This window comes from Acidovorax sp. YS12 (assembly GCA_021496925.1).
Lineage (GTDB): Bacteria > Pseudomonadota > Gammaproteobacteria > Burkholderiales > Burkholderiaceae_C > Paenacidovorax.
On sequence record CP053915.1, the window covers coordinates 3,788,859 to 3,801,532 of the forward strand.

Genomic DNA, 12,674 nt, shown 5'->3' on the forward strand with positions numbered 1-12,674 from the left:
CCAATCAGGCTTTGGCGGGGTGGGTTTTGGCATCCACGATGGTCAGGGTCGCGCTCACGCTGCCGGTGCGGCCGTCCTCGAACTTGACCTGCGTCTCGATGAACTGCTCCTTCTTGCCGGAGTACAGGGCATCGACCAGCACGCCGTACTTCTGCGCGATGAAGCCGCGGCGCACCTTGCGCGTGCGGGTCAGCTCGTCGTCGTCCGGGTCCAGCTCCTTGTGCAGCACCAGGAAGCGCGCCACCTGCGTGCCGGCCATGCCGGGCTCGCCCGCCAGGTCGGCGTTGACCTGGGCCACGCAGTCGGCGATCAGCTCCAGCACCTTGGCCTTGGAGGCCAGGTCCACGTAGCCTGCGTAGGGCAGGTTCTGGCGCTCGGCCCAGTTGCCCACGGCCTCGAAGTCGATGTTGATGAAGGCGCACACCTTGTCGCGCTCGTGGCCGAAGCACACGGCTTCCTTGACGTGCGAGAAGAACTTGAGCTTGTTCTCGATGTAGTTGGGCGCGAACATGGCGCCGGAGTTGGTCTTGCCCACGTCCTTGGCGCGGTCGATGATGCGCAACTGGCCCTCGGCGTCGATCACGCCGGCATCGCCGGTGTGGAACCAGCCCTCGGCGTCGATGACCTCGGCCGTGGCGTCCGGGCGCTTGTAGTACTCCTTGAGCACCGACACGCCCTTGAGCAGCACCTCGCCGTTGTCGGCGATCTTCAGCTCGATGCCGGGCGCCGCCTGGCCCACGGTGTTCAGGTTGACCTGGCGGTCGCGCTGCAGGCACACGTAGGCGCAGGTCTCGGTCTGGCCGTAGAACTGCTTGAGGTTGATGCCGATGGAGCGGAAGAAGCGGAACAGGTCCGGCCCGATGGCCGCGCCCGCCGTGTAGGCCACATGGATGCGCGACAGCCCCATGGCGTTGCGCAGCGGGCCGTAGATCATCAGGTCGCCCAGCTTGTACTTGATGCGGTCGAGCAGGCCCACCGGCTTGCCATCAAGGATGTCGGAGCCCACGCGGCGCGCGAGCTGCATGCACTTCTCGTACAGCCAGCGCTTGGACGGCGCGGCGTCCTCCATGCGGATGGAGATCGAGGTCAGCATGCCCTCGAACACGCGCGGCGGCGCGAAGTAGTACGTCGGGCCGATCTCGCGCATGTCGATGCTCACCGTGGCCGCCGATTCCGGGCAGTTGATGGTGTAGCCCGCCACCAGCCACTGCGCCAGCGAGAACAGGTGGTCGCCCACCCAGGCGGGCGGCAGGTAGGAAATGATGCTGTCGTCGGGCCCGAGCTGGTCCACCTCGGTGGCGCCGCGCGCCGCGCCGATGAAGCTGGAGTGCGTCTGGCACACGCCCTTGGGCTTGCCGGTAGTGCCCGAGGTGTAGAGGATCACCGAAACGTCATCGGGCTTGACGGCCGCCACCATGGCGTCCCAGGCCTGCGGGTGGGCCTTGTCCCAGGCGGCGCCCTGCTCCAGCAGCTGCTCCACGCTGATCAGGCCCGGCTGGTCGTAGTTGCGCAGGCCGCGCGGGTCGTCGTAGATGATGGCGCGGATGCTGGGCACGGTCTCGCGCACTTCCAGCAGCTTGTCCACCTGTTCCTGGTTCTCGGCGAAGGCCACGGTGATCTCCGCGTCCTGCATCACGAACGTCATTTCGGCGGCCACGGCGTCCTGGTACAGCGGCACCGGCACGGCGCCCAGCGCCTGGGCGGCCACGAAGCCCATGTACAGGTGCGGCCGGTTGTCGCTGATCAGGGCCAGGTTCTGGCCACGCTGCAGGCCCAGCGCGGCCAGACCGCAGGCCATGTGGCGCACGGTGCGGGCCGTGTCGGACCAGCTCCAGGTTTGCCAGATGCCATATTCTTTTTCGCGCAGCGCCGGGGCATCGGGGCGCTCGGCGGCATGCTTTAGCAGCAGATGCGGAAACGTGGTGCTCATGGACGGTTGTTCCTGTGGTTCACCAAAGAGGGCGGGTTCGGCACGCTCATGCCTCACCTATGAATTTGCAAGCAATGGTAGGGAGAACTTTGACGTCAATATGTCTTGCCAACGACAATTTACGGGAAACTCCCCATCGGGTTAACCTTACTCGACTCCAGGGTTTGCCGCTTCTGGTATCCGACGGCCGCGCAGGGCTGTGCCGGGCCCGGGAAGCGGGGCCCATGCAGGCGTTGCGGGGAACAGGAAATGAAGGCGCGGCGGGCCGGACGCGCCCGCGCACAGGCGCTCAGCGCACGTACTTGCCGTCGCGCCCGACCAGGGTCAGTTCGACGAAGCGCGAGGCGTTGCGCCCCGGCTCGGTGGCGTGGACCTCGAAGCCGCCCAGGTCGAGCTTGCGCAGGCTCCAGGTGGCGTCGATGAAGCTGGCGCGCGTGGGGTTCTTGCCCGCGCGCTGCAGTGCTTCGCAGAACACCCGGGCGTTGATGTAGCCCTCCAGCGCCAGGTGCGAGGGCTCGGTCTTGGCACCGATGGCCTTCCAGGCCTGCACGAATTCGCGCGCCACCGGCACCACCGGGTTGGTGGGCAGCGGCATCACCTGGGTCAGCGCCATGCCTACGGCGTCGGCGCCCAGCGCGGCGATGTTGGCCGACGTGCCCAGCACCGACAGCCCGTACAGCGCCGTGCCGCGGCGCAGCGCGCGGAAGGATTTGACGAACTCCATGGCCGGCTTGCCGGCCAGGCCGATCAGCACGGCCTCGGGCTGGGCCTGGGCGATCTTGGCGGCCGCGGCGGCGGCATCGCTGGCGTTGTTCTCCACCGTGGCCGAAGGGCCCTCGGGCAGGCCCAGCTTGGCCATGGAGCGCTGCGTGGCGTTGAACACTTCCTTGCCGAAGCTGTTGGCCTGGTAGGCGATGGCGATGCGCTTGATGCCCAGCGTGTGCAGGTGCTGCACCAGCTTTTCCGCCTCCTCGGCGTAGCTGGCGCGGATGTTGAACACGTTGCGCTGCGGCACGCGGCTGAGCTGCGCGCCGGTGAAGGGCGCGAAGAACGGTATGCCCGACTCCAGCACCATGGGCAGCATGGCCTCGACGTTGGCCGTGCCCATGCAGTTGAACAGCGCGAAGGTGCTGGGGTCGGCCACCAACTGCCTGGCGTTGGCCAGGCCTTTTTGCACGTCGTACTGGTCGTCCAGCGTGTTGAGCACGATGCTGCGGCCCTGGATGCCGCCGCGCGCGTTCACGGCGGCGAAGGCGGCCTGCGCGCCCTGGTGCATGGCCGATCCCAGCTCGCCCAGCGGACCCGTCAGGTCGGTGCTCTGGCCGAGCACGATCTGGCTTTCCTGCGCGCTGGCCGGGCCCGCCTGCAGCCAGGGCAGGGCCGCGGCGGCGGTGCCGGCGAGCAGGGCGCGGCGGGACAGTCGGGTCTGGAGGGCGTGGGGCATGCTGGAATTCCTCAGGCTGCGGTGAAACGGCGGATATTGCGGTTCCGGCAGATAAAAATCTGTCCGCGCAACGACAATCGGTCACGTGGTATTCCAGTAGATTATGACCACGCCGGGAACATGGATGCCACCTCCGCCATGGCCGCATTCCCGCTTCGCCCCGCGCCGTCCGCCCCATTGCCGTAGCCCCGCCATGAGCCAAGACCTTTCCCTGCACAAGCGCCGCCGCACGCCCTCGCGCGGCGAGCTCGACGGCATTCCCTGGCTGGGCCTGCTCGAGGCCGAGGCGCGCGAGCGCGCGGTGGCCACGCTGGTCGTCGGCGACGCCAAGGCGGGCGACTACGTGTGCCGCGTCGGCCGCCCTGTGACCTACTGGTTCGGCCTGGTGGACGGCCTGCTCAAGATGAGCGCCGACAACGCCCAGGGCGGCACCATGACCTTCACCGGCGTGCCCCCGGGCGGCTGGTTCGGCGAGGGCACGGCGGTGAAGCGCGAGCCCTACCGCTACAACATCCAGGCGCTGCGCAGGAGCGTGGTGGCGGGGCTGCCGATCGACACCTTCCACTGGCTGCTCGACCACTCGATCCCGTTCAACCGCTTCGTCATGAACCAGCTCAACGAGCGCCTGGGCCAGTTCATCGCGGCGCGCGAGATCGACCGCCTGGGCAGCCCCGACGTGCGCGTGGCGCGCAGCCTGGCGGCGCTGTTCAACCCGGTGCTCTACCCCGGCGTGGGCCAGGTGCTGCGCATCACGCAGCAGGAGCTGGCCTACCTCGTGGGCCTGTCGCGCCAGCGCGTGAACGAGGCGCTGGCGGCGCTGCAGGCGCAGGGGCTGATCCGCGTCGAATACGGCGGCCTGCGCGTGCTCGACATCGATGCGCTGCGCACGCTGGTGTGGGCGCCGCCGGCCGAGTTGCTATCCAAACACTAGCTGCTCGCGCTTTCCTGGCAAGGGCTGGAGCCTGTTTTGGCCCGAAGCCGCGCCGTGCAGCACGGCCCGCTTGCGCGCGCCATGCCACACTGGGCCTCCCTTCCTGTTCTGGAGCACCCCATGGCCACACCTCCCGCGTCCCGGCCGGACAAGACCGCGCGCACCGCATTGCGGCAGCTGCGCGCCAGCGACCTGCGCGGCGCGGCGCGCCTGGCCACCCAGGCCACGGCCGGCGTGGCGCGCATCGCCGAGGGCGTGCACCAGTCGGTGCTCGGCACTATGGGCCTGCCCGGCGCAGCCGAGGCGGGCCGCACGCGCGGGCTCACCGGCATGGTCTACCGCAGCATCGAGGGCGTGACGCGCCTGGTCGATGCCGGGCTGCAGGCCGCGCTGCTGCGGCTCGAACCCTTCCTGGAGCGCGCCACGGGCGGCCCGGACGCCGCGCCGCCCGCCGAGCGCGAGGCCGTGCTGTCGGCCCTCAACGGCGTGATGGGCGACCGCCTGGCCGCCGACGGCAACCCGCTGGCCGTGCCGATGGAACTGCGCCAGCAGGGCCGCGCGCTCGACCTGGCGGCGCTGCAGGCCTCGGGCGCGGCCACCGGCAAGGTGCTGCTGCTGGTGCACGGCCTGTGCATGAACGACCTGCAATGGCAGCGCGCGGGCCACGACCATGGCGCGCACCTGGCCCGGGCGCTGGGCTATACCCCGGTCTACGTGCGCTACAACACCGGCCTGCATACCTCGCTCAACGGGCGCGAGCTGGCCGGCCATATCGAGGCGCTGCTGGCCGCCTGGCCCGTGCCGGTGCAGGAGTTCAGCGTGCTCGTGCACAGCATGGGCGGGCTGGTGGCGCGCAGCGCCTGCCGCTACGGCGCCGAGGCCGGCCACCGCTGGCCGGCGCAGCTGCGCCGCATCGTCTTCCTGGGCACGCCGCACCATGGCGCGCCGCTGGAGCGCGCGGGCCATTGGGTGGACGTGCTGCTGGGCAGCACGCCGTACAGCCGCCCGTTCGCGCGCCTGGGCCAGTTGCGCAGCGCGGGCATCACCGACCTGCGCTATGGCCACGTGCTCGACGCCGACTGGCAGGGCCGCGACCGCTTCCGCCGCAGCCCCGACCGGCGCACCCCCGTGCCGCTGCCCGCCGGGGTGGAATGCTTCACCGTGGCCGCCACGCTGGCGGCGCGCCGCTGCCCGCTGGCCGAGCGCCTGCTGGGCGACGGGCTGGTGCCCCTGCACAGCGCCCTGGGCATGCATGACGACCCGGCGCGTGGCCTGGCGTTTGCGCGCACGCGCCGGTACGTGGTGCACCAGGCCGGGCACATGGATCTGCTCAGCCATGCCGGCGTGGCCCGGCAGCTGACCCAATGGCTGGCCGAATAGGAATACAAGCAAAAAGTCGCTCCAGCCCTTGCTAGGCAAGCGCTAGCAGCTCTCATTTTTGATGTTGCTGTGCCATGGGTTGAAACCTGCGCGTCCGCCCCTACATGCACGCTTGCAGGCGCTTAACCGCGCCGCCGTTTTTTGAACCGCATCCGTCCCGTAAAACCTCTATGAGCAAGCAAACCCATTCCTTCCAGGCCGAAGTCGCGCAACTGTTGCACCTGGTCACGCATTCGCTGTACTCCAACCCCGAGATCTTCCTGCGCGAGCTGGTCTCCAACGCCTCCGACGCCTGCGACAAGCTGCGCTTCGAGGCGCTGAACGACGCCGGGCTGTACGAGGACGCGCCGAACCTCGAAGTGCGCGTGGCGTTCGACAAGGAGGCCAGGACGCTCACCATCACCGACAACGGCATCGGCATGAGCACGCAGGAGGCCATCGACCACCTGGGCACCATCGCCAAGAGCGGCACCAAGGACTTCATGGGCAAGCTCTCGGGCGACCAGAAGGCGTCGGCTTCCGAGCAAGGCCAGCTCATCGGCCAGTTCGGCGTGGGCTTCTACTCGGGCTTCATCGTGGCCGACAGGATCACCGTCGAGTCGCGCCGCGCCGGCATGAAGGCCGAGGAGGGCGTGCGCTGGATCAGCGGCGGTACGGGCGACTTCGAGGTCGAGTCCATCACGCGCGCTGCGCGCGGCACCAGCGTCATCCTGCACCTGCGCGACGACGCCGAGGAGTTCCTCAACGCCTGGAAGCTCAAGCAGGTCATCGGCAAGTACTCCGACCACATCAGCCTGCCCATCCTCATGGAAAAAGAGGAATGGAAGGAGAGCGAGAAGGAGGGCGAGCCCGGCGCCATGGCCAAGACCGGCGAGTGGGAGACCGTCAACAAGGCCAGCGCGCTGTGGACGCGGCCGAAGAAGGACATCACCGACGAGCAGTACCAGGATTTCTACAAGGCCATCAGCCACGACTACGAGAACCCGCTGACCTGGAGCCACAACCGCGTCGAGGGCAACACCGAGTACACGCAGCTGCTGTACATCCCGGCCAAGGCGCCGTTCGACCTGTACCAGCGCGACAAGCACGCCGGCATCAAGCTCTACGTCAAGCGCGTGTTCATCATGGACGATGCCGAGTCGCTGATGCCCAGCTACCTGCGCTTCGTCAAGGGCGTGATCGACTCGGCCGACCTGCCGCTGAACGTGAGCCGCGAGCTGCTGCAGGAAAGCCGCGACGTGCGCCTGATCCGCGACGGCTCGGTCAAGCGCGTGCTCTCCATGCTCGAAGACCTGGCCAAGCACGACCGGCACGAAGCCGGCGCCGAAGCCGACGGCGTCACCGACGTGGTGGACGCCGACGACAAGGCCAAGGAAGGCAAGTACACGCAGTTCTACGCCGAGTTCGGCGCCGTGCTCAAGGAAGGCCTGGGCGAGGACTTCGGCAACCGCGAGCGCATCGCCAAGCTGCTGCGCTTCGCCTCCACCAGCGCCGACACGCCGAGCGTGTCCTTCGCCGACTACAAGGCGCGCATGAAGGAAGGGCAGGAAGCCATCTACTACATCACCGCCGACACGCTGGCGGCGGCCAAGAACAGCCCGCAGCTCGAAGTCTTCAAGAAGAAGGGCATCGAGGTGCTGCTCATGACCGACCGCGTGGACGAGTGGGCGCTGAACTACCTGCAGGACTTCGACGGCACGCCGCTGCAGTCCGTGGCCAAGGGCGCGGTGGACCTGGGCAAGCTGCAGGACGAGGCCGAGAAGAAGGCCGCCGAGGAGGCCGCCGAAGCCTTCAAGCCCGTGCTGGCCCAGCTCAAGGAAGCCCTCAAGGACAAGGCCGAGGACGTGCGCGCCACCACGCGCCTGGTCGATTCGCCCGCCTGCCTCGTGGTGCAGGACGGCGGCATGAGCAACCAGCTCGCGCGCCTGCTCAAGCAGGCCGGCCAGAAGGCCCCCGACGCCAAGCCCGTGCTGGAAGTGAACCCCGAGCACGCGCTGGTGAAGAAGCTCGACGGCAGCGTGCACTTCCACGACCTGGCGCACATCCTGTTCGACCAGGCCCTGCTGGCCGAAGGCGGCCTGCCCGAAGACCCGGCGGCCTACGTCAAGCGCGTGAACGCGCTGCTGGCCTGATCTTCCGCTGGCACAGGAGGCGTCCGCGCGCGGCGCGCTGATTGCTCCTGAATGAATAGCGCCCAGCGCTTGCTTGGCAAGCGCTGGGCGCTTCTTTTGGGGCCGATGGCTGGGCGCGCCGCATCTGGTATGCCCCATCGGGCAGCATCTGCTGCTGTTTCTGCGCGGGTGTCCGCGCCATAGTGCGGGGCAGGCGACCGGGGCCCGCAGTGGTGCGGTCCGGTGCCGGTTACGAGGCCCACATGTCCCCCACGAAGCATTCCCACCCAGACGGGAAGCCGCGCAAAGTCATTCCCATCGCCGCCGCTGGCAGCTCGTTCTACGAGGCCCGGCAGAAAATCCACCCCCGCTCCATCCAGGGCGTGTTCGCCAACTGGCGCTGGGCCATGGTATGGCTCACGCAGCTGGTGTTCTACGGCCTGCCGTGGCTGCAGTGGGGCGAGCGCCAGATGGTGCTGTTCGACCTGGAGGTCAAGCGCTTCTACCTGTTCGGGCTGGTGCTGTACCCGCAGGACTTCATCTACCTGACCGGACTGCTCATCATCTCGGCGCTGTCGCTGTTCCTGTTCACGGCGGTGGCTGGGCGGCTGTGGTGCGGTTTCTCGTGCCCGCAGACGGTGTACACCGAAATCTTCCTGTGGATCGAGCACCGCATCGAGGGTGACCGCAGCGCGCGCCTGCGCCTGGACAACGGCGGCTGGACGGCCGAGAAGCTGTGGAAGAAGTCCGCCAAGCAGAGCGCGTGGATCGCCGTGTCGCTCTGGACGGGCTTCACCTTCGTGGGCTACTTCGTGCCGATTCGCCAGCTCGGCGTGGAGCTGCTGGCGCTGCACGGCCCGTGGCAGATGTTCTGGGTGCTGTTCTACGGCTTCGCCACCTACGGCAACGCTGGCTTCCTGCGCGAGCAGGTGTGCAAGTACATGTGCCCGTATGCGCGTTTCCAGAGCGCCATGTTCGACAAGGACACGCTCATCGTCACCTACGACACCCAGCGCGGCGAGCCGCGCGGCGCGCGCAGCAAGAAGGCTGGCGCCCCCGCCAGCCACCTGGGCGACTGCATCGACTGCTCGCTGTGCGTGCAGGTGTGCCCGGTGGGCATCGACATCCGCGACGGCCTGCAGTACGAGTGCATCGGCTGCGGCCTGTGCGTGGACGCCTGCAACAGCGTGATGGACAAGGTGGGCGCGCCGCGTGGCCTGATCCGCTACGCCACGCCCAACGGCATGGACAGCCGCTGGAGCACCGCGCAGATGCTGCGCCGCGTGGCGCGCCCGCGCGTGCTGATTTATACCGGCGCGCTGGTGGTGCTGTGCGTGGCGCTGGTGGCCAGCATGGCGCTGCGCACGCCGCTGAAGGTGGACGTGGTGAGCGACCGCGCCGTGCTGGCGCGCATCGTCTCCGGCGGCCAGCTGGAAAACCTGTACCGCCTGCAGATCATGAACGCCACCGAGGCGCCGCAGCGCTACCGCATCAGCGCGCAGGGGCTGGACGGGCTGGCCGTGGCCGCCGAAGACCGCGATGCCGAGGTCGACGCCACGCAGGCCCGCTGGGTGCCGGTGCGCCTGCGCATTCCCTACGGCGCGGCGCCTGCAGGCTCGCACACGGTGTATTTCACGGTGGAGGCGCAGGGCGGCGTGCCTGCGCGGGTGGTGGAGAAGGCCGCGTTCCAGGTACCGCGCTGAGGGGGACGGCGTTCAGAACGTGAACCAATGGGATGGACGCCCCTACCCTAAACGGCATCAAAGTGCCAAAGTGGAGACGTCAGTTCTCTTCCACTTCAACGAGCAGGAGCGTCCACCATGAAGGTTACAACCATTGGCATCGATCTGGCCAAGAATGTGTTTCAAGTCCACGGCGTTGATGAACACGGTCGGGCAGTGTTCAACAAGCCGCTCAAGCGCAACCAGATAGCGGCATTCTTTGCCAACCTACCCGCCTGTCTGATCGGCATGGAAGCTTGCGCCAGCGCCCATCACTGGGCACGCAAGCTCCAGGGCATGGGCCACACCGTGCGCCTGATGGCCCCGCAGTTCGTCAAGCCCTACGTCAAGACCAACAAGAGTGATGCCGCCGATGCTGCTGCCATCTGCGAAGCTGTTACCCGCCCGAGCATGCGTTTCGTGCCCGTCAAGAACATCGAGCAGCAAAGCGTACTGGCCCTGCACCGGGTGCGACAGGGGTTTGTCCTGGCCCGCACCGCGCAAGCCAATCAAATCCGGGGCCTGCTCGCCGAGTTTGGGCTGGTCATTCCACAGGGCATCGGCCACATCCACCAGCGGGTGCCAGAGCTCATCGAGGATGCTTCCAATGAACTGCTCGGCATGTTCCGCCAGCTCATGAACAAGCTGCTGGAGCACCTCAAGGAGCTTGACCGCCAGGTTCAGGAACTGGAAGCGCAAATCGTCGCCTGGCACCGCCAAAGCGATTTGAGCCGCAGGCTCGAACAGATACCCGGCATTGGCCCCGTGACGGCTTGCGCATTGGTCGCTTCGTTGGGCGATGCCAGGCACTTCAAGGATGGTCGACAAGTGGCTGCCTGGCTGGGCCTTGTGCCACGCCAGCACTCCAGCGGGGGCAAGCAAAACTTGCTGGGCATCAGCAAGCGGGGCGACACCTATTTGCGAACCTTGCTGATTCACGGTGCACGCTCGGTGATCTACCACACGCAGAACAAAGCATCCGACAGTGCGCAATGCCGCTGGGTCAATGGCGTGCTACAGCGGCGCAACAAGAACGTGGCAGCGGTGGCGCTGGCCAACAAGAATGCACGCATCGTGTGGGCCTTGCTCGCGCATGACAGAAGTTACGAGTCAGGCTACACACGGCAAGCAGCCTGAGCAGCCACAGCGCCGCTACGGCAGGAACAACGACGACAGGGAGCAAAACCACCGATTGCTCAAGCAATCATGAAGTGATGGCAAGACAGGTCAGACCGTGGTGGATGCAATCCGATGAGAACGTAGCACTTCGAGTGCGCTGAACCGATAGGAAATCCGCCAGCGAATCCCATCAGGGACCGTGGCTCATGCCACATCAAGTCCGGATATACGGGTGCAATCTTTACCTACTTGACAGCACTGCATGAGGGCTTGGCTTATTCGGGGCGTCCATATACGTTCTCAGGCCGCGCCGTCTTCCGCCTCCAGGCTCTTGACCAGCACCGCCGCCTGCGTGCGGCTGTAGCAGGCGAGCTTCTTCAGGATCGCCGTGACGTGCACCTTGACGGTGTTCTCCGCCAGCCCCAGCTCGGCCGCGATCTGCTTGTTGAGCAGCCCGTCGGCCAGGCACAGCAGCACGCGGAACTGCTGCGGCGTAAGCTGCGCCAGGCGCGCGGCCAGCTCGGCGTCGGCCTCGGAGCGCTCGGCCGCCATGGGCGGAAACCAGCTGCCGCCGTCAAGCACCGTGGCGATGGCCTCGCCCATGGCCTCGGCCGGGGCCGACTTGGGGATGAACCCGGCCGCGCCGAACTGCTGGGCGCGGCGGATGACGCGCGGATGGTCGTTCGACGAGATCACCACCACCGGCAGCTCGGGGTACTCGCCGCGCACGTGCAGCAGCGCCGAGAAGCCGCGCGTGCCGGGCATGCTCAGGTCCAGCAGCACCAGCTCCACCTCGGGGTGCTCCTGCAGCGCCGTACCCAGCGTGGCAGCGCTGGCGGCCTCCAGCGTGCGGAACTGCGGCAGGCGCTCGCGCAGCACGTGCAGCACGGCAGCGCGGAACAGGGGGTGGTCATCGGCGACCAGCAGCGTGGGCTCGGACATGGCACGCAGTCTGCCATGCCCGGCATGTTCTCAGGCGGGCGACACGGGCATGGGCGCGCCGCTGCGGCGCCAGAAGGCGGGCTCGGCGTAGTGGCGCTTGAGGAACTCGATCCACAGGCGCACGCGCAGCGGCATGTGCTTGCGCTGCGGAAAAACGACGAAGATGCCGTTGGGCGGCGCGGCGAACTCCTCCAGCACCGGCACCAGCAGCCCGGCGGCGATTTCCGACTCCACCTCCCAGGTGCTGCGCCAGGCGATGCCCCAGCCGCCCAGGCACCAGTCGTGCAGCACCTGGCCGTCGGAGCAGTCGAGCGGCCCACCCGGCTTCAGGTACACCACTTCGGTGCCACCGCCATCGACCGGCATGCGGAACGCCCAGCCGCGCGTCTGCGAGGCCTCGCTCGACAGCGTGAGGCAGGTGTGCTGCACCAGCTCGCCGGGGTGGCGCGGCGTGCCGTGGCGCTGCAGGTAGCCGGGGGTGGCCACGCACAGGCGCCGGTTGTCGGCGATGCGCACGCTCACCAGCGCGGAGTCGGGCAGGTCGCCCACGCGCACGGCGCAGTCGAAACCCTCGCCCGCCAGATCGACCACGCGGTCGCTGAGGTTCAGCGAAATGGTCACGTCGGGGTGCAGCTCGTGGAACAGCGGCACCAGCGGCGCCACGTGGCGCCGCCCGAAGCCCGCCGGCGCGGTGATGCGCAGGTGGCCCGTGGCCTTCACGCCCCCGGCCGAGACGCTGGCCTCGGCGTTGGCCACGTCGGCCAGCAGGCGCTGGCAGTCCTCCAGGAAGGCGCTGCCCTCGTGCGTGAGCGTGATGCGGCGCGTGGTGCGCACCAGCAGCTTGACGCCCAGGCGCTCCTCCAGCGCATCGAGGCGCCGCCCCATGATGGCGGGTGCCACGCCCTCCACCTTGGCCGCCGCCGTGAGACTGCCGCGCGTTGCCACCGAGACGAAAGACTCGAACGCCTTGAGTTTGTCCATGGCGTGAATTATGTGTGCGGAAGTAAAGAATAATCCAGCTTTGCGCCTGATTACCGCACCATCGCGCAGTACTTCGCCCCGTGCCCTGGGGCTGAAAGGGATTAATGACTTTTCC

General features: G+C 67.8%; 9 protein-coding genes. 5 read left to right on the plus strand and 4 right to left on the minus strand.

Translation table 11 applies throughout. From position 1 onward, the window contains the following. Positions 1-4 precede the first annotated feature (4 nt). Positions 5-1,930 carry an AMP-binding protein gene (locus YS110_17020; protein UJB66333.1) on the minus strand — a complete coding sequence of 642 codons (1,926 nt, stop codon included), beginning with the start codon at positions 1,928-1,930 and terminating at the stop codon, positions 5-7. 289 nt (positions 1,931-2,219) lie between these two features. Beyond that, positions 2,220-3,374 carry an ABC transporter substrate-binding protein gene (locus YS110_17025; GenBank protein ID UJB66334.1) on the minus strand — a complete coding sequence of 385 codons (1,155 nt, stop codon included), beginning with the start codon at positions 3,372-3,374 and terminating at the stop codon, positions 2,220-2,222. Positions 3,375-3,567: 193 nt separating this feature from the next. Here YS110_17025 and YS110_17030 point away from each other — a divergent pair, with 193 nt between their 5' ends. The 5 genes from YS110_17030 to YS110_17050 all read left to right on the plus strand — a co-directional run bounded on the left by YS110_17030 (position 3,568) and on the right by YS110_17050 (position 10,654). Further along, entirely contained in the window at positions 3,568-4,305 is a 738-nt protein-coding gene (locus tag YS110_17030; protein ID UJB66335.1) for a Crp/Fnr family transcriptional regulator, read from the plus strand. Positions 4,306-4,425: 120 nt separating this feature from the next. Beyond that, entirely contained in the window at positions 4,426-5,685 is a 1,260-nt protein-coding gene (locus YS110_17035) for an alpha/beta hydrolase (protein ID UJB66336.1), read from the plus strand. Between the two features lie 170 nt (positions 5,686-5,855). Further along, on the plus strand, positions 5,856-7,817 hold the full coding sequence (htpG, locus tag YS110_17040) for a molecular chaperone HtpG (GenBank protein UJB66337.1): 1,962 nt from the start codon (positions 5,856-5,858) through the stop codon (positions 7,815-7,817). Positions 7,818-8,059: 242 nt separating this feature from the next. Next, positions 8,060-9,499, plus strand: coding sequence for a cytochrome c oxidase accessory protein CcoG (gene ccoG / locus YS110_17045; GenBank protein ID UJB66338.1), 1,440 nt, complete (start codon positions 8,060-8,062; stop codon positions 9,497-9,499). Between the two features lie 117 nt (positions 9,500-9,616). Next, the gene (locus YS110_17050) at positions 9,617-10,654 is read left to right on the plus strand and encodes an IS110 family transposase (protein ID UJB66339.1); all 1,038 of its coding nucleotides are present in this window, start codon (positions 9,617-9,619) and stop codon (positions 10,652-10,654) included. Positions 10,655-10,936: 282 nt separating this feature from the next. Here the strand turns inward: YS110_17050 and YS110_17055 are convergent, their stop codons facing one another. Then, on the minus strand, positions 10,937-11,578 hold the full coding sequence (locus YS110_17055) for a response regulator transcription factor (protein UJB66340.1): 642 nt from the start codon (positions 11,576-11,578) through the stop codon (positions 10,937-10,939). A gap of 30 nt (positions 11,579-11,608) precedes the next feature. Beyond that, complete coding sequence (locus YS110_17060; GenBank protein ID UJB66341.1) at positions 11,609-12,559, minus strand: LysR family transcriptional regulator; 951 nt, start codon at positions 12,557-12,559, stop codon at positions 11,609-11,611. Positions 12,560-12,674 lie beyond the last annotated feature (115 nt).

Coding starts and splice junctions, on each gene's coding strand:
- YS110_17020 (UJB66333.1), bottom strand. CDS start 1,930: ATGAGCACCACGTTTCCGCATCTGCTGCTAAAGCATGCCGCCGAGCGC.
- YS110_17025 (UJB66334.1), bottom strand. CDS start 3,374: ATGCCCCACGCCCTCCAGACCCGACTGTCCCGCCGCGCCCTGCTCGCC.
- YS110_17030 (UJB66335.1), top strand. CDS start 3,568: ATGAGCCAAGACCTTTCCCTGCACAAGCGCCGCCGCACGCCCTCGCGC.
- YS110_17035 (UJB66336.1), top strand. CDS start 4,426: ATGGCCACACCTCCCGCGTCCCGGCCGGACAAGACCGCGCGCACCGCA.
- htpG (UJB66337.1), top strand. CDS start 5,856: ATGAGCAAGCAAACCCATTCCTTCCAGGCCGAAGTCGCGCAACTGTTG.
- ccoG (UJB66338.1), top strand. CDS start 8,060: ATGTCCCCCACGAAGCATTCCCACCCAGACGGGAAGCCGCGCAAAGTC.
- YS110_17050 (UJB66339.1), top strand. CDS start 9,617: ATGAAGGTTACAACCATTGGCATCGATCTGGCCAAGAATGTGTTTCAA.
- YS110_17055 (UJB66340.1), bottom strand. CDS start 11,578: ATGTCCGAGCCCACGCTGCTGGTCGCCGATGACCACCCCCTGTTCCGC.
- YS110_17060 (UJB66341.1), bottom strand. CDS start 12,559: ATGGACAAACTCAAGGCGTTCGAGTCTTTCGTCTCGGTGGCAACGCGC.